The sequence below is a fragment of the Planotetraspora kaengkrachanensis genome, assembly GCF_016862895.1.
Classification (GTDB): domain Bacteria; phylum Actinomycetota; class Actinomycetes; order Streptosporangiales; family Streptosporangiaceae; genus Planotetraspora; species Planotetraspora kaengkrachanensis.
Genome location: NZ_BONV01000012.1, coordinates 38503 through 57341, shown reverse-complemented (window position 1 = coordinate 57341; position 18839 = coordinate 38503). Strand labels below are relative to the sequence as shown.

The following is an 18839-nucleotide window of genomic DNA, read 5'->3' as shown; positions in this document are numbered from 1 at the left end:
AAAGGCGACCTGGACGCGGGCTCAGCTGAAATCCTCCGGGTGCCGCGCGAGGAAATGCCGGTCATCGGCTTCCCCGCGGACCTGTCACAGGCCTCCGGGGAACGGCTGTCGCCCGCCGCCGGTCAGGTGGTTTGGGCCGAGGTGCGCGGCCAGCCGTCCACGGCCGATTGCCGTACGCCATGTCCGCGAGCCTGGCCTGTTGACCGGGAGAGCATGAGGAGAGTTGGCCGCCCATGATGAATGATCAGGAGGACCTGTTTCCCCAACTGGGGGACAGGCAGCAGGCTCTCGAGCTGACCGAGACGGGGTCTGCGCCGACGGACACCGCGCCGGTCACGCAAGAAGTCGCGCCGCTGGATGTGCCGCAGGAGTTCGCGGATGCCTCGTCGTACGAGGTGCGGGACGAGTTTCAGGAGCTCGTCACCCTTGACCTCCTCGGGCCGTGGGGTGGTGATTTCGAGGAGTTCTCTCCGCGGGCGATGGGGCCGCGCGAGCGCTACCTGGTCGGCATGCTCGGTCCGAAGCACACGCCGACCTCCTCGCGTGACCAGGCCGACGAGGTGCCTGACACCGAGACCGGTGTCGAGGGCGACGGCGCGGAGGCCGATCTGCCCGACGTGCTCACCTCACAGAACCTCGGCCGGCTCTGGGCGTCCTCCGCGGGTCTGTCCTTCGCCGTCCCCTCCGACGTCAACGTCATCGCGGTGACGGCTTCCTGGGGGCGATACTCCAAGACCGAGATCGAGACCGACGAGGGCAAGAAGGTCAGGACGTGGGCCCGGGAGCCGGTCAAGCACGAGAAAGAGATCCGGCTCGACGGGGAGTCGACCTTCCGGGTTCCGCTCACCGGAGTCAGTGCGGATAATCCCGGGGTATCGCTCGCGGTAGCCGTACGGCCGCGGGACGGACGCCGGGTGGTGGAGCTGTCGTTGATCAACACCCAGCAGGAGCCAGCCAGCAACAAGGACACGGCGTGGCTCTTCCAGGCGGAGCTCAAGGTCAGAGCGCTCGACGGTGATGCCGCGATCTTCCTGCCCATCGACGATCCGCTTGATGGAGGCATGCCCGGACACGACGATGAGGATGCCCACCTGCGGCTCCTCTATAGAGGCGAGCGGCGTTACGCCTCCGGGCGCAATGTCGCCGTGCATGCCTCGATACGTGACGGCGAGCGCTCCGCGCATGAGCTACGGACGACCTGGCTGCCCGTTTACAACGTGCCCGCGACCATCGCACCGACCAGCGGACTCGGCGATGTAGAGCTGTCGATGGACGCCCTCGCCTCCAGCGACGTGGAGACGCTTCGCAGCGGCCTCGCACCGCTCGCCGACGGCTACTCCGCCTGGCTGGACGAACGCGCGGCCGAGATCCCGAGCCTGCCGGAGGCGCTGCGGCCCGCGGCCGAGAACGCGGTGTTCAAGGCGCGCCGGGCGGCCGAGCGAGTCCGCGCCGGGATCGAGCTACTGGGCTCGAACGATCAGGCCCTCAAGGCCTTCCGGTTCGCCAACGAGACGATGGCCATGCAGAGGCGTCACACCGCGATCGCCAAACTCCGGCAGGAGGGAGGCCTGACGTTCGAAGAGGCCTCCGCTCTCGTGGAAGAGGAAGGCGCGAAGGCCGCCTCCTGGCGTCCGTTCCAGCTCGCCTTCGTCCTGCTCAACCTGCCGTCGCTGACTGATCCCGCGCATCCTGAGCGCGCGGCCGCGCACACCGCGACCGTCGACCTGCTGTTCTTCCCTACCGGTGGTGGCAAGACCGAGGCATATCTGGGCCTGACCGCGTACACCTTCGCGATCAGGCGGCTCCAGAAGGTGGTGGGGGTGGCCGAGCAGGCCCGAAGCGGGCTCGACGGCGTGGCTGTCCTCATGCGCTACACGCTGCGGCTGCTCACCGCCCAGCAGTTCCAGCGGGCCGCCTCGCTGGTGTGCGCCGCCGAGATGCTGCGCCGCCGCGACGAGCCGACCTGGGGAGCGACGCCGTTCCGCATCGGCCTGTGGGTCGGCGGCACCGTCTCTCCGAACTGGTTCGAGGGCGCGGCCAAGGAGGTGAGTGACGCGCGGGCGGCTCCCGAAAGCAAGCGCCCGAACGTCCTGCAGACCCTCTCGTGCCCGTGGTGTGGTGAGGCGCTGCGCGGCCACGAGGATCTGCACATCGACGACGACCGTCGGCGTGTGCTGCTGTACTGCTCCAACGGTGAGGGGCAGAACGCCTGCCCGTTCTCCCGGCGAATGGCGCCGGGAGAGGGTCTGCCGATCCTCACCGTCGACGAGGAGATCTATCGGTTAACCCCGAGCCTGGTCATCGCCACCGTCGACAAGCTTGCCCAGCTTTCATGGCGCGGCTTCGCCGGCCACCTGTTCGGCCGGGTCCGCGAATGGTGCCCGCGGCACGGCTACCGGCACGAGGACCTCAACGCCAAGACAGGGTGCACGCCCAAGCACAACGCCAAGGGCACGCTTCCGGCCACCCAGACGCAACCGGTCACCCGGCTACGTCCACCGGACCTGATCATCCAAGACGAGCTGCACCTGATCTCCGGTGCTCTCGGCACGACCGTCGGGCTCTTCGAGGCGGCCGTCGACGAGCTATGCACCTGGGGCTCCGGATACGGCCCGAAGATCGTCGCCTCCACCGCCACGACGAAGCGGGCCGACGCGCAGGTGCTGGGCGTCTTCGCCCGTGAGCTCGCCATCTTCCCGCCGCAGGTCATCGATGTCGCCGACACCTTCTTCTCCCGCCAGGTGCCGATCACGCCGAAGACGCCCGGGCGACGCTACCTGGGGGTATGCGCCCATGGCGTACGCCTCAAGTCCGCAGAGATCCGGCTGGCGGAGATCCTGCTCATCGCCGGGCAGACCGTTTTCGACCGCTACGGCAGGCCTGCCGATCCGTACATGACGCTCGTCGGCTACTTCAACGCCACCCGTGAGCTGGCCGGCATGCGCCGGTATGTCGACGACCAGGTGACCACGCGCGTGCGCAGCCACGGAAAGCGGAAGGGCTTGTCCAACCGGCTGGCCACCCGCACCGCGATGCTTGCCGTACAGGAACTGACGTCCCGGATCTCTTCCACTGACATCAGCGAGGTGCTCAGAAACCTCGAGGTCGGCTTTGATCCCGAATTCGACACCTCGCGCCGGAAGTTCGATCTGAGCTCCGGGCGGGCCGCCGCTATCCGAGAGAAGCGGCAAGCCCATTCGCTCGTCGACAAGTGGCTCGCCAGGAACAGGCTGCCATCCGACGTCGTGCTGGCCACCTCGATGCTGCAGGTGGGTGTCGACGTGTCGAGGTTCGGGTTGATGGTGGTCACCGGGCAGCCGAAGAACACGGCCGAGTACATCCAGGCCTCCTCCCGTGTCGGACGTGATTCCGAACGTCCCGGCCTGGTGGTGACGCTCTACAACTGGTCCCGTCCGCGCGACCTCGCCCATTTCGAAGACTTCGAGCACTACCACGCCACCTTTTACCGGCAGGTGGAGGCGCTGTCCGTCACGCCGTACACGCGACGAGCGCTGGATCGGGGCGTCACGGCCGCCTTCGTCGCCGCCCTCCGCAATGCGGAGGAGAGCTACTCCCGCAACACCGACGCTCACGATGTGCCGCTCGACGGTTCGGTGGCCGGACGGATCCGAGTGCGCTTCCTGTCCAGAGCAGAGGCGGTCGCGGGCGAGCGTGGCCGTGACTACCTGCGTGAGCGCCTCGATGTGGTCACCGACAGGTGGAACAAGGAGCGGACCGGGCAGATCAGGCTGGGTTATCAGGCGAGTTCCTCCTCCAAGCAGCCGCTGATGGGGCTGTTGCATCAGGCCGGAGAGGGTCCCTGGGACACCATGACGGTCGGCCAGTCGATGCGTGAGACCGAGAACGAGATCAACCTGCTCGTGCCCCGTATCGAGGAGATGTTCGCCCCCGCGTACGGCGCGCCCGAATGGGCTTTCACCTCAAGAGATGTGGATGACGACGATGGCGACGCCCCCGAAGGGGACGAGCTGGGCGAAACCGCGCTGAACGGGAAGGGGCAGTGATGGCCGCCAAGCCAGAAGGTCACCGGCGTCGGGTCGGCGCGGTCCGCCCCAGCCACCTGATGTTCACCGGCGGCGTAGGCGCCCTGGTGGACTTGCCGAACTTCTCCGTGCTGGTCAAGGGCCTCGACGACTGGCGTTACGACATGATTCCCGACTGGGAGCCGCTGGCCGAGCCGCGACTCCTGGCCGCTGTCCAGACGCTGCTCGGCAAGACCGTGGAGCAGTTGCGTCCCGCACCCTGGATGCCGGACCGGGATCAGAGCGGCATGGCCGCACGCGTGGGCGTTCCCACGACGCCCTTCCCTGCGTGGATGAGGTGCACCGCCTGCAACATGCTGGCCCCCATCGACTCGCAGGTGGTTTTCGGGTTCGAGAACCCGAAGCAGCACGCGCCGCACGAGGCCCGTTTCTTCCACAAGAACTGTCCCCGCAAGAAGTCGGGTCGCCGGCCGCTGGCGGTGGCGGCCCGCTTCGTGCTCGCGTGTACAGGAGGTCATCTCGACGACTTCCCCTACGTGCGGTTCGTGCACCGCGGGGGCACGTGCGAGGTGGACTTCCCGCCCCTGAGCATGGACGACCGGGGCGGCAACATGGGCGCCAACGTGGAGATCAAGTGTGATCGCTGCGGGATGCGCCGCAACATCACTGAAGCGATGGGCCGGCGGGGCGAGGAGAACTTGCCGGAATGCCGGGGCCGTCATCCGCACCTGTCCACGTTCGAGTCATGCAAGCGCCCGGTGCGCGTTCTGGTTGTCGGCGCCTCCAACCAGTGGTTCGCCCAGACGTTGTCGTCGCTGTGGGTGCCTGAGACGGGCGGCAGCGTGCTGGACGCCAAGGTGGTGCAGCACTGGGCATCGCTCTACGGCATCCCCGGCCCGAACATGCTCCCCTTCATGCGTGGAGCCGTACCGGCGCTGAGAGAGTTCGAGAAATGGGACGACCAGGCGGTGTGGGACGCGATCGAGCGGCACCGGGCCCAACTCGACGGCGTGGACGACACCAAAGTCGAGGGCTATCCCGATCTGCGGACGGCCGAATGGGAGGTGCTGTCGGCGCCGGAGCTGCCAGAGCCTGACGACGACTTCACCCTGCGTCGGGATCCAGAGGGAGTTCCCGATCCGCTGACCGGTGTCTTCGCCGACGTGGTTCAGGCGGAACGCCTCAGGGAGGTCCGGGCGCTGATCGGCTTCACACGGTTGGACGCGCCTGACCCGGAGGATCCTGAGCTGGTCACTCGAGCACCCTTAGCTCGGGATAGGGCGACATGGGTGCCGGCCAGCGAAGTGCGGGGGGAGGGCATCTTCCTCAAGCTGCCCGAGGAATTGCTGTCCGACTGGGAGAAACGCGTCGAGAGCTCTCTGGCGCTGCGTGAGCACAAGGAAGCCTACGGACGTTTCCGGACTCACCGGTACAGCGACCGTATCCACGGGGCGTTCGACGAGATGCTGCACTGGCCAGGTGCCCGCTTCTATGCCCTGCACACGCTGTCGCACCTGTTGATCCGTACGATCGCACTGGAATGCGGCTACAGCTCCGCCAGCCTCTCCGAGCGGATCTATGCCGGAACCGACGACGACCCGCGTAGCGGCATCCTCATCTACACGGCAGTGCCGGACGCCGAAGGAACCCTCGGCGGTCTCGTATCGTTGGCCGAGCCCGCGAATCTGGTACGGCTGACACGCCGGGCACTGCATGACTCGATGCACTGCTCGTCGGATCCGCTGTGCTCGGAACGCCTCCCGCAGGCACCGGCCGACTTCCTCCACGGGGCCGCCTGCCACGTCTGCCTCTTCGTCTCGGAAACGACCTGTGAGCGGGGCAACCGGTTCCTCGACCGCCGGTTCGTGGTGCCCATCGACGACCCCGACCTCGCCCTCTATCCCGAGCTGCCATGAGATCGCGCTCGCGCTTAGATCGGGCGGTAGCGGATGCCGCCGCCCAGCTCGGCCCTTCCCGGCTCCACACCCTCGCCGATCGGATCGGCGAGGGATGGCCGCGAGGCTCCATTCCTTCCACGGTGCCCGTGCCGGGTTTCGCCGAGGCCGCTCAGGCGATACTCGACGCGCAGGAAGCGGAGTCGGTGCCTGACCGCGAGGCGGTCGCATATCTGCGTGGAGTGGCCGATGGATATGCTCAACATGCGGGTGCGATTCGGGTCGAATCCGTCTGGAGTGGGCCGAGCACCCACGCCGTGCCCGTCCGGGCGACCAGTCAGGTGCTGGTGGATCTTGTTGCCGAGGCGGCCCACGAACTGGTGTTGATGACCTATTCGGCCAAGCCGTATAGCCCACTGCTTGACGCACTCGGAGCAGCGATCACGCGCGGCGTCTCGGTGATGGCGGTGGTGGAGACTCTCCAGGGGGCGGGTTCCGCCATGGGTGGCTCCGAACCGGCGGCGGCGTTCGCATCGGTGCCCGGAGTCGAGTTATGGCATTGGCCTCCCGGTAAGAGGACTGAACAGGGCGCGAAGATGCACGCCAAGCTCGCGGTTGCCGACCGGCGGTTGCTGTTGATGTCCAGCGCTAACCTGACCCAGTCAGGAGTGGTCAGGAACATCGAGGCCGGTCTGCTCGTGCATGGGGGAGCGGCTCCGCAACGGGCGGCGGAACACATTGCCGAATTGCGCTCCAAGGGATTGTTGGAACGTCTGCGCTAGCTGGTATCAGCCGGGAATCGGAAAGAGGTGTGTGATGCACGACGACGCCACGGTGGCGGCTGGCGACATCGCCCGGCTGGCCAGAGTGGGTCGGGCGGCCGTCAGCAACTGGCGCCGCAGATTTTCGGATTTTCCCGAACCGGTCGGTGGGACGTCGTCGAACCCGCTGTTCTCTCTCTCCGAAGTCGAAGCATGGCTGCGCGGTCAGGGGAAGCTGGAGGAACTGCCTGAGGACGAGCGGGTGTGGCAGCGCATCCGCAACTCCGCGGATGATCTTCAATTGGCTTCGGTGGTGAGTTCCGTGGCGGCGTTCCTTGTCCGGCCGGATCGGGAGCAGGCGCTGAAGCAACCCGCAGCCACGGGCGTGGACGTTCCCGTCCCGCTGTTGGAGGCCGCCACCGGTCTGGCCGCCGAACGCGGCACGGGCGACACCGTAGATTTCCTCTTCCGCCGCTACGTGGAGACGCACTCGCGTCGCGTTCAGATTGTCGCTCCTGACGTTGCGACCTTGATGGCGAGGCTGCTCGGCCGGTGCGAGACGGTCCTTGACCCCCTTTGCGGCTTCGGAGCTCTGCTGCTGGCGGCGGCCCCGCCTGACGGTCCGCGGCCACGTCGGGTGCTCGGGCAGGAACGCGATGCCGCCATGGCCGGCTTCGCCGCGGCCCGACTTGCCGCGCAAGGGGTCGACGCCGACATACGCGCCGGTGACGCTCTTGTCGACGATGCCTTTCCCGACGTAGAGGTGGATGGTGCGTTGTGCATCCCCCCTTTCAACGAGCGCGGCTGGGGATACGGCGCGCTGACCAACGATCCACGCTGGCAGTACGGGTTGCCGCCGCGTGGGGAGTCGGAACTGGCCTGGGTGCAGCACTGCCTGGCCCGGGTGCGGCCCGACGGACACGTTGTGGTGCTGATGCCTCCGGCCGCGGCGAATCGGCGTTCGGGGCGACGGATCCGGTCGCAACTGCTGAGGACGGGGACCGTGCAGGCCGTGATCGGCCTCCCCGCAGGGGCGGCTCCGCAGTCGACGTTGCCACCGCATCTGTGGCTATTGCGGCGCCCGGAAGACAAGGACGTCGTCCCGACTCATGTCCTGATGGCCGACGGCCCGGTCGAGGCGTTCCAAGATGGTCTGGAAGGGGTCGGCCGTGCCGTACCGATCATGGATCTACTGGACGACGAGGTAGACCTCACCCCTTCCCGCTACCTTCCCAAGGCGGCAGCCGTACGCATGGGAGACCTGGAGAAGTCCCGCGATGACCTGCACGAGCTGGCCTCCGGCCTGACTCGACTGCTGCCGGGCGTACGGCGCGAAACCCGGGAACTGACCATGACCACCCTCGGGGAACTGGCACGGGCGGGCACCGTCCAACTGGAGCAGACCCCGATGCGCATGCAGACCGAGTCGGGCGAGGTGCCGCTGCTCACCGCCAAGGACGTCGCGATGGGCCGCGGACCGACGGGCCGCGGAGAGGCAAGGCCGGAGGCGGTCGTCGCCCGGGCCGGCGACATCGTGATCCCGGCGGTCACTCATGCAGTGAGCGCGCGTGTGATGACCGAAGAGGTGCTGCTCGGCCCACATCTGTACCTGATCCGGGTAGATGAGGAGATCCTTGACCCGCACTTCGTCGCGGGCTTCCTGCGTGTATCAGCCGAGAGGGCCGCGACCACGCTGTCCGGGACATACCGGGTGGACGTGAGGCGTGCCCAACTGCCGCGTCTGCCGATCGCCGAGCAGCGACGGTACGGTGAGGTCTTCCGCCAGGTGGAGGACTTCGAGAATGCCGTGCGGAGGACCACTGAACTGGGCGGCCTGCTCGCCTCAAACACCCTCCAGGGCCTTATCGAAGGCAACCTGCAGCCCGGGGCTTAACGGGCGATGGCCAGCATGAGTTGCGCGGCGGTCGGTCGACCCTGCGGATCCTTGTTCAGGCAGGCTGCCATAGGCTCACGCAGCGATGGCGGCAGCGCGTGCAGATCAGGCTGATGGTGGACGACCGCCTGGAAGACCTGGAACGCCGTCACGCCGTTGAAGGCCAACTGGCCGGTCGCTCCGTAGAACATGGTCGAGGCCCAGCTGAAGATGTCGGACTGGGGGCCGACGGGTAGGCCAGAGACCTGTTCCGGAGACATGAACGCGGGGGTTCCCTTGACCCCGCCTGAGGTCATGGTGACCCGATCCAGCGCCTTGGCGATACCGAAGTCGATGACCCGGGGCCCGTCCGATCCGATCAGCACGTTCGCGGGTTTGAAATCGCGGTGGACGATCTCGGCGGAGTGGATGGCGTTGAGCGCCGCCGACGTCGCGATCGCCAAGCGAACCAGAGCGTCGCTACCAAGCGGGCCCTCCTCGCGGACCAGCCGATCCAGGGAACGACCCTCGACGTATTCGCTCACGATGTAGGCGGTGTCGCCTTCGACCCCCACATCGATGATCCGGGCCGTGGAGAACGGTGGCACCCGTTGCGCAGCGGCCACCTCGCCCATGAAAGTGTCACGTTCCACCGTCCTACCGCGGAACCTTTCGTGGAGCACCTTGATCGCGACCTGGCGGCCGTCCGGTGCCGTTCCGAAGTGCACCTCGCCCTGCCCGCCCTCGCCGAGTTTGTGGAGGAGGGTATAGGCGCCGAGCCTCTGCGGCTGACCGCTGTCATGTGAAACGGCGGAGGCCGGCGTCCCCCAGGGATCCCAGGAAGAAGACGCGATCCTCATGGAGGGAGCTGCCGACGGCAATGGTGCTGTTCTGAACGGTGCAGGGCCCGGAGAGGGAACGGTGCCCGCCCACATCGGAGATGACGGAGCGGTCGCACGACGCTCGAACACTCGTCTCCGCAGGATGAACGCGTGGGCGGTCCCGCCCACGCAGGGCACGAGAAACCACGTCCACGCCGCAACCGTGTCCTGCCAACTGCCGGGGGTGAGCACGCCCGCCCCAACCAAGGGCACGAGGGCCGCGAACATGGCGAAGTAGGCGCCGGCCGCGATGCCCTGCGGCCCGCTCCTCAACCTGATCGCGGCCGATCCGATGACGGCCGAGGTGAGTATGCCTAAAGAGACGAGTGAAACAAGCGCCCAGACGATGCTCAAGGCGAAGATGACAGGGCGCCTGCCGGTGGAGACATGCCGCTGAGCGTCGTGACGCCGGGCGTTGATCACATCCTCTGGAGGCATGATCCGAATTCTAGGGATGTGCACGTTTCGGAGGTACCAGTCTGCTTGTTGCTGATCCTGCTAATTTCTCAAGTGCACACGTGAAGGTTCACGGAAGGTGGCCGGGTTGAGCAGGCGGACCATCGACGGTCGTTACGAGCTGGATCCGCTGTCCCGGCGCGGGGGCGGAATGGGAGAGGTCTGGTTCGGTTACGACAAGCGCCTCGACCGGCCGATCGCGATCAAGTTCATCCGGATCGATCGCCTGCCCGATGGCAAGCCGAACAAGGAGCTCACACAGCGCTTCGTCCGAGAGTCGAGGATCACAGCGCGTCTCGAACACCCGGGCATCCCCGCCGTCTATGACTGCGGCACGCATGGGGAAGAGCTCTACCTGGTCATGCAGCAGATCACCGGTTGCTCGGTCGCCGATCTTCTCGACGAGACTGAGATTCCGGTCGCCTGGGCCGCGGCGATCGCCGCTCAGGTCTGCTCCGTGCTGGCCGTGGCGCACGCAAACTCCCTGGTCCACCGGGACCTGAAGCCCAGCAATCTCATGCTGACCCCTGACGGGTCGGTGAAAGTGCTGGACTTCGGTATCGCCGCCGCGCTCTCGTCGGCGGCGACCCGGCTCACCCGCACAGGTGTCGCGGTCGGCACGCCTGAGTACATGTCCCCTGAACAGGCGATGGCAGGCTCGGCAAGCCCGCAAAGCGACCTGTACGCCCTCGGCGTCGTCCTGGACGAGATGCTCTCGGGCGAGAACCAGTTCTCCGGGCCCACGCCCCTGGCATCCATGCACAACCACATGGGCCGGACCCCACGGCCGCTCCGGCACCGGCGGCGCGATGTGCCGGAAGGGCTGGAACGGCTGGTCCTGTGGCTGCTGGAGAAGACGCCCGACAAGCGGCCGTCGTCGGCCATGGTGGTCTATGAGCGTCTGCTTGATTTCTGCCGCGATCTGCCCTCGTTCACCGGGTACGTGGACACCACCTCGCCCCACCCGGTCCGGATGTACGCAGGCGTTGTCGGCCGTATCGATGCGCCGCCCAAGGGGACGAGCCCGACTGAGCCCGTGTTGTCCATGCCCGCCCGGCCTGTCGCGACGCATGAGCCCTTCAGACCGAGTGACATCGCGCTCGCCCGCAAGGACGCCCAGGTGCTCAGGGCCGAGTCCCGGTTCACTCAGGCCGCCGAGGTGCTCGCCGGGACCGTCGAGCCCGCGGCCAGGACGCTCGGCGCCGGCAACGCCGATGTGATCGCATTGCGCATCGAGCTGGCGGACGTACTGTTCCTGGCCGGGGATTACCGCCGGGCAGCCCCTGAGTTCGCCGGGCTCGCCGCCGACCTGAGCGAACGGGACGGGCCTGACAACGATCTCGTCCTGCGCTTCCGGCTAATGGAAGCGAACTGCCATGCTGCCGCCGGTGAGACCACCCTCGCGCTAACACAACTCGGCCAGCTGTTGGAGGACGAGAGGCGGTTCGGCGTGGATGAGGATCGGGTGCTGGAATTGCGGCGCCAGATCGGGCTGCTCGAGCTCGGCGCAGGGGATCAGACCCATGCGAAAAAGACTCTGATGGACCTCTTACCTGATCTCGAGCATCGATACGGCCCTCGTCACCCGACCGCGCTGAAGGTTCGGGAGATCTTGGGCGGCCTGGACGGTGAGCGCTGAGATGGCGAAGCTTGGGATCGACAAGGACTTCCTCCGCGACTTCGGCGAACTGGAACGGTCCGTCCAGGAACGCGTCACCGAGGTCTTCGCCAAGTTCGAAGACGCCACGCATGCCGGGCTGCATCTGGAGAAGCTGACCCACGCTCGCGATGGTCGCTTCCGAACCATCCGCATCGACAAGTTCTGGCGTGGTGTCGTCCTCGCGCCCGAGACGGGCGACTCCTACACGCTGCTGAAGGTGTTGCCGCACGATGACGCCTACGCGTGGGCTGCGAGGCGGCGTGCCTCTGTCAACGCAGCCACAGGCCGGTTCGAGATATCGGATGTCGCGGCGGTCGAAGCCACGATGCCCGAGCTGGCCAGGATGGCCGACCGCGCGCCTAAGCGCCTGTTCGATGGCGTTGGAGACGCAGATCTGGTTCGGCTCGGACTCGATGTCGAAACGCTGGCGTTCGCCCGTGTGCTGACCGACGTCGTGCAGTTGGAAGCGTCGAGGACGTTTCTGCCCCAGAACCAGTGGGACGCGTTGTACGGCCTGGCCGCCGGCCTCACCCCCGAGGAGGTGTGGGCCGAGCTCGGGGTGGCGCCGGGGCAGGAGCCGTACGACACGGGCGATCTCACTGCGGCGGTTGAGCGCACGCCCGAGCGGGTCGTGCTGGTGGAGGGCCCCGACGAACTCATGGAGGTGTTCCGGCACCCCTTCGCGCTGTGGCGGATCTATCTCCACCCGACACAACACCAGGTGGCCCAGGCGACGTTCAGCGGGTCGGCACGAGTCACCGGCGGACCAGGAACCGGCAAGACGGTCGTGGCGCTGCATCGGGCACATCACCTCGCACGGCTGGGCGCGGGGCCGGTGCTGGTGACCACGTTCACCTCCACGTTGTCGGCTTCCCTGGAGGCCGGGCTGCGGTTGCTGGCGGACTCGGCCGGGGTCCGCGATCTCGTCGAGGTCCGGCACGTGGACCAGCTGTCCTACCAGATCTTCTCCGAGCGGCACGGCCGAGCCGCGATCCTCCGGGACAAGGAGGAGAAGGACATCTGGCGGAAGATCGTCAAACGACTGGAGCTTCCCTTCACCGAGACGTTCCTGGCGGAAGAGTGGCGGCAGGTGGTGTTGGCGCAGCAGGTGACCAACGCGGCCGAGTATCTGGCCGCCAAGCGCGCAGGACGGGGCCGTCGTCTGGGAACCCGCCAGAAGGCCCAGCTCTGGCAGGCGATCTGGGAGTTCGAGGAAGAGCTCAAACGGCGCAAGGTGTGGACCTACGAGACGATCTGCGTGGAAGCCACACGTCTACTCGCCGAACGGACGGAGAAGCCGTACCGGCACGTCATCGTGGATGAGGCGCAGGACCTCCACCCCGTTCAGTGGCGGTTGTTGCGCGCGGCCGTCTGTGAGAGCCCGGACGACATGTTCATCGCCGGAGACACTCATCAGCGGATCTACAACAACCGGGTCTCCCTGCGGGAGATCGGCATCAAGGTCGCGGGACGCTCCGCACGGCTGACCATCAACTACCGGACAACGGCCGAGATACTCGCATGGAGCCTCGGCATGCTCCGCGGCGAGCCGATCGACGACATGGACGGCAGCCTCGACACGGTGGCCGGATACCGCTCGCAGGTGCACGGTCTGCCACCGGAGCTGCGTGGCTTCCGGGTGCAGAAGGACGAACTGGAGGCGCTGGCCGGCCAGGTACGCCAATGGCTCGACGCGGGGGTGAAGCCCCCTGAGATCGGCATCGCCGCCCGCTCCAACATGCTGGCCGACTCGGTGCTCACGGTGCTGGAACGTGCCGGAATCCCAGGACGGTCGCTGGCCAAGGCTCAGGACTCTGACGACGCGGTGCGGGTCGGGACCATGCACCGGATGAAGGGGCTGGAGTTCCGGTGCGTCGCGGTCGTCGGCGTGGGAGAGCATCAGGTCCCGCCGGCGAACGCAATCACTCCCGTCGAGGAGGACGAGTTGACCCACGCGCACGACCTGCAACGCGAGCGCTGTCTGCTCTTCGTCGCCTGCACGCGCCCGCGAGAACAGCTCTACGTGTCATGGCACGGCGCTCCGAGCGCCTTCCTGTCCGGCTTCGCCGGATGACCCCCTTACGGCCGCACGCGCGAGTCGTACAGTAGTGCCCCTGATCACCGGATATCCCCAAACCAGAGGCGGACGATGGCCACTCTTTCGGTGCTCCTCCACCAGATCGACAACGGCACGGTGCTGCTGCCGGAGTTCCAGCGCGGTTACGTCTGGAACCGCGATCAGGTGCGCGGGCTGATGCGTTCGCTCTACAAGGGATACCCGGTGGGCGGCCTGCTGCTCTGGGAAACCGAACCCGACATGGCGTCGGTGCGCGGCGGCACTCCCGACGGCGGTGTCCGCCTGCTGCTGCTCGACGGGCAGCAGCGCATCACCTCGCTGTACGGCGTGATCCGCGGCAGGGCTCCCGCGTTCTTCGAGGGCGACGCGTCGGCCTTCACCGGGCTGCGGTTCAACGTCGAGGATGAGACGTTCGAGTTCTACGGCCCCGCCAAGATGCGGGACGACGTGCGCTGGGTGGATGTGACCCGGTTGTTCACCGAGGGACTCGAGCCGTTCATCAAGGAGTTCAGCCAGTTCTCCGACAGGTTCTCGCTCTACCTGGAGCGTTTGAACAGGCTGAAGAACCTGGAGAACCGGGAATTTCACGAAGAGAAGATCACCGGACCGGACAAGGACGTCGACGTCGTCGTCGACATCTTCAACCGGGTGAACTCCGGTGGCACCGCGCTGTCCAAGGGTGACCTCGCCCTCGCCAAAATCTGCGCCCAATGGTCGCCCGCTCGGCAGGTGATGCGCGACCACCTGAACCGCTGGCACGAGGCCGGGCTGGACTTCTCCCTCGACTGGCTGCTGCGTAACTCCACCGCGGTGGCGACCGGCCGCGCGGTCTTCACCGCACTGGACTCGGTGTCGGCCGGAGACTTCGAGACGGCGCTGGGAAAGTCCGCGGGCTACATCGGCAACTTCCTTGACGCGGCATCCGGACGGCTCGGCCTCGACCACGACCAGGTGCTCATGGGCCGGTACGCCGTCCCCGTCATCTCCCGGCTTCTCCACCTCAGCCCTGGTGGCCGATTCACCGACGCAACTCATCGTGATCGTGTCCTGTTCTGGTACGTGCATTCGGCGTTGTGGGGCCGTTTCGCCGGCTCGACCGAGACTGCGCTCGCTCAGGACTACGAGACCGCGGAACGTTCCGGTATCGATGGGTTGGTCGCCTCTCTCGAGCGGTGGCGCGGCGGCAACCTGGAGATCCAGCCACACGATTTCGAGGGATCAACGCGTGGATCGCGGTTCTACCCCCTGCTCTACCTGCTCACCCGGGTGAACGGTGCACGCGACCTCGGGAGCGGCTTGGAGCTCAGAGCCGAGATGCTAGGCAGGTTGACCTCTCTACAGGTCCACCACATCTTTCCGAAGGCCCTGCTTTACCAGGCGGGATACGAGAGGACCAAAGTCAACGCCCTAGCCAACTTCTGCTTCCTGACCCAGGACACCAATCTCGTCATCGGGAAGCGGTCGCCGCAGGACTACTTCGCCGAAGCGGAGGAAAAACATCCAGGGGTGCTCGCCTCCCAGTGGATCCCGACCGACCCTGAGCTCTGGCGTCCCGATCGGTATCTGGACTTCCTCGCCGCCCGTCGCGAGCTGCTCGCACAGGCGGCTCAGTCCTTTCTGACCGAGCTTCGTGACGGCGCCTCAGCGGCTGCCGCAGAGGAGCTGCGGCCGGTGAACGTCGTGGCCGACGAGTCCGATGACGTCCGTGTCGCCCAGATCAAGGGCATGGTCGAGCAGTTGGTGCGACTGGGCTACGCCGAGCCTTCGCTCGACAGTGAGATCGCCGATCCGGTCACCGGCCGGGCATTGGCAGTCGCCGAGGCGTTCTGGTCTGACGGCCTGCAACTTGGGCAGGGCAAGCCGGTGGTGCTGGAGCTGGATCCCGATGTGGCCGACCTGCCGCGGTTGGAGGAGCTCGGGTACGAGGTCTTCACCTCCGTCGACGCCCTGCTCGGGTTCGCGGCGCGGCGCAACGAAACAGCCGCCGGGGAGGAGCCTGTTGCTGACGCCGCGGCTCCCACCCCGTCCGGATCGATGGGCGCGGCATTGGACGGGGCGATGCGGCAGATCTACGACCGATCCCGTAGCGAGGCGAACTACCACGCCACGTACTTCCTGAGCATGCTCGCCGAGCACGGCAGCCTTGCGACCGCGCGCAAGCTTCTACACGCGCCGGCGGTATCCGATGGATTCGCCGCGTTGTGGGAGCGCGGGCGGCTTGACCTCACGGTGGAGGCGCTCGTCGTCCAGCCGGAGTTCGCGGATCTCTTCACGCCCGCGGAGATCGACGTTGCGCGGCACCGGCTCGCCCAGTTCGGATACGTCAGTTGATCGACGTGCTCGGCCAGATCCATGGCTGGGATCGCAATAACGCAGCATGCACTCGATGTGAGGTTGCCTCCCACGGGGCTGCCTTGCCGTCGTGGAAGGGATGGCAGGATCAATATTCGATACGGTGCCGATCGTGAGCTCGTACCTGTTGATCCTCGGTGAACGCGAGGCCGTTGCCTGGGTGCTGCGTGAGTCGCGGATGGCCTTCCCGCCGACGAGCCGCAGTGAGGTTAACCGGCTCAAGGTTGGAGATGACCTGTTCGTGCTCACGACCCGGGGCTGCTGGCACAACCCGACGCGGGACCGCACGCGAGCGATCGGCATCGCCAAAGTCACCTCGGATGTCGTCGCGTATGCCGAGCCCGTCACGATCGCGGGGCGTGACTTCACACGGGGCTGCCAGCTCAGCCTGGAGGCGCTTGCGCCCTACCTGACCGGCGTTGACCTTGTACCGCTCGTGCCGCTGCTGGACGCCTTCCCGGACAAGCGGCCCGGCGCGTGGCCGATCCGCCTTCGGCGGCCATTGCTGCAGATCACCGAGTCCGACGCGGACCTTCTGCGCCAGAATTTGGCTGCTGTCGCCGCCATCCCCTCTGAGGTCGTCCCGGGCTATCTGGCGAACATCCGGCCAGTACGGAAGATCCCACACCGAGAGCAGGCATGACTGTCGAACCATCCAATCACGGGATGAGTGGCCGTCGGCCGCGCTGAAGATGGAGATTGGTCGGATAGCGGACGCTCAGGAAGCGTATAGGCCATGATCAAACTTCAGCTCAGGGTTGACGTGCTGAGCGGCGGCTTCGGGAGTGGCATCAGGCCGGCGTGGGAGAAGCTGCACCTGGTGCTGCCGCCGAATGGTCCAAGGCGGTGGTCGGACATCCCCACATCCGGGCGCTCAAAGGCGGCCCAGAACTAAGTCCGAGACCATTCGACCGCGCCAAGGCGGAATCGTGGGATCATCGACTGCAACGACATCCCGCTGGCCGTCCATCCTCAGCGGCGGCAACCGCAACGGCATCCTCCAGCTGAGGCCTCCTGGTCGAGGCGATCCCGATCCCACCCGTCGTGGGGCGCTTCAGTCCCTGCCGACGTCGCGCTCTGGCTCGACCAGGCTCAGCCGCAAAACCTGGGAGTCCGTGCCCGTGCTGACCCTTCAGCCAGCCTGCGGTCCTAGTGATCTACGCCTCTTTGCGTCCTGGCTCTCACACCTATAGGTCTTGTACTTGATGATGATGCTCCCGATGCTCACCAGGGTGGGTCACAACCTGGAACGAGCGGGAAGCCGTGGCAACGAACAACTCGGCCACAGCGTTGGCCCCCGTCTCTGCGGTCCTGCCGGACGGATTGAGAAACCGTGGGCTATCGCTGCCGGGATGGCAGGCACGAGACGACAAGCTTGATGTTCCGCCCACGATGGCTATCGACCACCGGCACGGATACCGGGGCGCGAAGGTCCCCAATGCATGGGGAGTTGGTGGGTCGAGCTCGCACTGATCCATCGGCATGGATGGCGTGCCGGATGCGAAGAAAGGTGTACGTACGGTTCAGACGTCGTGCCGGCCCGCCTGCTCACGTAAACGCTTAGGGACCTCGACCTGGACGCGGTGGTCGACTGGGTCTCAACTGATCGTGCGCTCACTCCGTAGAGCGGGAGCTACGAAGGACGGCCTCGGCGTAGGCGTCCCTGAACAGTTCGAGGATCTCCTGGTTCACCGGGTTGGTCAGGTAGTTGTTCCGGCGGACCTCGTTCGGAAACCGTTCGTCCAGGCGGACCAGCGTTTGGGGCGCCTCTGCCTCTACGACCGACCTCTGTGGGCTGAGGAAAGCTCCGCGGTCATTCCATATAGTGACCATTCCTCGATCCTGGCCTGGAAGCCGGAGGTTCAGCACCCAACGTCCCTTGCCCACGGTGGTGTACAACGTCGCTAGCCCTGCGCTCTCCAATTGGCGCGCCCACGAACATAGGCGCCGAAGCTGTTCGCGATGGGCTGGATCCGCACTGTCGATACTGCCGGTGAACAGGGCTGATCCCGCTATCGGCTTGGCATCCCTACCGGAGCTCGGCGGTTGGACGAGGGGGCGCGCGGATATTCGCTCAGGCTCAACCAACTGGGGCACCAGAACCTGGCCATCCCCCACCCGGTATGCCGACACGGTCACCAGGTCGATGTCGAGTCGCTCGTTGGTAACAGCCTGCAGATATCCTGCGAGGTCGATCAGATCGGGCGAGGCGGTATCGAGTACAACCACGCATCGAATCTGGCCCTCCTCAAGAGCCGCAGTCATGCTGTCTCGGAAAACTTCCAGATCAACCGAGCCATCGGCGATCTCTGCGACGACCGCCTCGCCTATCGATGCGCTCGCACGCCTTGCCAGGTAAGGGCGCACGAGTTCCTCGAACGCCTCAAGTGGCATCCGGAAGAGGTGCGACGCATAGCCGAGAACCTGGGTGAAGACCGACCTTCGGTCGGAGTTGGCCGCGAGCTTCACCTCAATGATCACAGGCTGACCGGTGTCGGCGTCCATTGCAACCAAATCAGCGTACCCAGTGCCGAGAGGGACCTCCCGCCCCAAGACCACTAGCCTCGGCTGCCCGCGCAGCGGCAGCATGGCGGGAGCCCGCTCGATGCTGTCGTGAAGATCCTTCTCGCGGAGGAAGGGCTGTGTGCGCAGCGGGACCAGCCCGTCCGCGGTGTCTTGCCAGATTCCCGTCATGGGTTCCTGCTCCCGCAAACTTCCGATGGCCGCCAGAGTTTCACTCGGTGGCGGTCACCGTCCACGCGGAGAGCGAGATTGATACTGACCCGCGACTGGCAGATGAAGGAACCCCCCGCTTGGACCTAACCTCGAAGCTCCCCAAATTGTGTCTGTTCGTATTTCGATGTCCGCCTCTGACAGACC

General features: G+C 66.3%; 10 protein-coding genes. 8 read left to right on the top strand and 2 right to left on the bottom strand.

Annotation, left to right across the window (positions count from 1 at the left end):
- The first annotated feature begins 233 nt into the window (after positions 1–233).
- From drmA to Pka01_RS15540, 4 genes are read left to right on the top strand one after another with little or no spacing between them, the layout of a single operon-like run.
- On the top strand, positions 234–4025 hold the full coding sequence (gene drmA / locus Pka01_RS15555) for a DISARM system helicase DrmA (protein ID WP_239115010.1): 3792 nt from the start codon (positions 234–236) through the stop codon (positions 4023–4025).
- On the top strand, positions 4025–5920 hold the full coding sequence (drmB, locus tag Pka01_RS15550; protein ID WP_203883466.1) for an MrfA Zn-binding domain-containing protein: 1896 nt from the start codon (positions 4025–4027) through the stop codon (positions 5918–5920). The genes drmA and drmB overlap by 1 nt, the downstream gene beginning before the upstream one ends.
- The gene (drmC, locus tag Pka01_RS15545; protein WP_203883465.1) at positions 5917–6681 is read left to right on the top strand and encodes a DISARM system phospholipase D-like protein DrmC; all 765 of its coding nucleotides are present in this window, start codon (positions 5917–5919) and stop codon (positions 6679–6681) included. Before drmB ends, drmC begins: the two co-directional genes overlap by 4 nt.
- 34 nt (positions 6682–6715) lie before the next feature.
- The gene (locus Pka01_RS15540) at positions 6716–8554 is read left to right on the top strand and encodes an N-6 DNA methylase (RefSeq protein ID WP_203883464.1); all 1839 of its coding nucleotides are present in this window, start codon (positions 6716–6718) and stop codon (positions 8552–8554) included.
- Here Pka01_RS15540 and Pka01_RS15535 read toward each other — a convergent pair.
- Positions 8551–9837, bottom strand: coding sequence for a serine/threonine-protein kinase (locus Pka01_RS15535; RefSeq protein ID WP_203883463.1), 1287 nt, complete (start codon positions 9835–9837; stop codon positions 8551–8553). The genes Pka01_RS15540 and Pka01_RS15535 overlap by 4 nt on opposite strands.
- Positions 9838–10021: 184 nt before the next feature.
- Here Pka01_RS15535 and Pka01_RS15530 point away from each other — a divergent pair, with 184 nt between their 5' ends.
- From Pka01_RS15530 to Pka01_RS15515, 4 genes are all read left to right on the top strand, one after another.
- The gene (locus Pka01_RS15530) at positions 10022–11509 is read left to right on the top strand and encodes a serine/threonine-protein kinase (RefSeq protein ID WP_203883462.1); all 1488 of its coding nucleotides are present in this window, start codon (positions 10022–10024) and stop codon (positions 11507–11509) included.
- 1 nt (position 11510) lies between these two features.
- The gene (locus Pka01_RS15525) at positions 11511–13604 is read left to right on the top strand and encodes a UvrD-helicase domain-containing protein (RefSeq protein ID WP_203883461.1); all 2094 of its coding nucleotides are present in this window, start codon (positions 11511–11513) and stop codon (positions 13602–13604) included.
- Positions 13605–13679: 75 nt separating this feature from the next.
- Complete coding sequence (locus tag Pka01_RS15520; protein WP_203883460.1) at positions 13680–15938, top strand: GmrSD restriction endonuclease domain-containing protein; 2259 nt, start codon at positions 13680–13682, stop codon at positions 15936–15938.
- 133 nt (positions 15939–16071) lie between these two features.
- The gene (locus Pka01_RS15515) at positions 16072–16602 is read left to right on the top strand and encodes a hypothetical protein (RefSeq protein WP_239115009.1); all 531 of its coding nucleotides are present in this window, start codon (positions 16072–16074) and stop codon (positions 16600–16602) included.
- Between the two features lie 971 nt (positions 16603–17573).
- Here Pka01_RS15515 and Pka01_RS15510 read toward each other — a convergent pair.
- Positions 17574–18653: a PDDEXK family nuclease gene (locus Pka01_RS15510; protein ID WP_203883459.1), complete on the bottom strand. Its 1080-nt coding sequence runs from the start codon at positions 18651–18653 to the stop codon at positions 17574–17576.
- Positions 18654–18839 lie beyond the last annotated feature (186 nt).

Coding starts and splice junctions, on each gene's coding strand:
- drmA (WP_239115010.1), top strand. CDS start 234: ATGATGAATGATCAGGAGGACCTGTTTCCCCAACTGGGGGACAGGCAG.
- drmB (WP_203883466.1), top strand. CDS start 4,025: ATGGCCGCCAAGCCAGAAGGTCACCGGCGTCGGGTCGGCGCGGTCCGC.
- drmC (WP_203883465.1), top strand. CDS start 5,917: ATGAGATCGCGCTCGCGCTTAGATCGGGCGGTAGCGGATGCCGCCGCC.
- Pka01_RS15540 (WP_203883464.1), top strand. CDS start 6,716: ATGCACGACGACGCCACGGTGGCGGCTGGCGACATCGCCCGGCTGGCC.
- Pka01_RS15530 (WP_203883462.1), top strand. CDS start 10,022: ATGGGAGAGGTCTGGTTCGGTTACGACAAGCGCCTCGACCGGCCGATC.
- Pka01_RS15525 (WP_203883461.1), top strand. CDS start 11,511: ATGGCGAAGCTTGGGATCGACAAGGACTTCCTCCGCGACTTCGGCGAA.
- Pka01_RS15520 (WP_203883460.1), top strand. CDS start 13,680: ATGGCCACTCTTTCGGTGCTCCTCCACCAGATCGACAACGGCACGGTG.
- Pka01_RS15510 (WP_203883459.1), bottom strand. CDS start 18,653: ATGACGGGAATCTGGCAAGACACCGCGGACGGGCTGGTCCCGCTGCGC.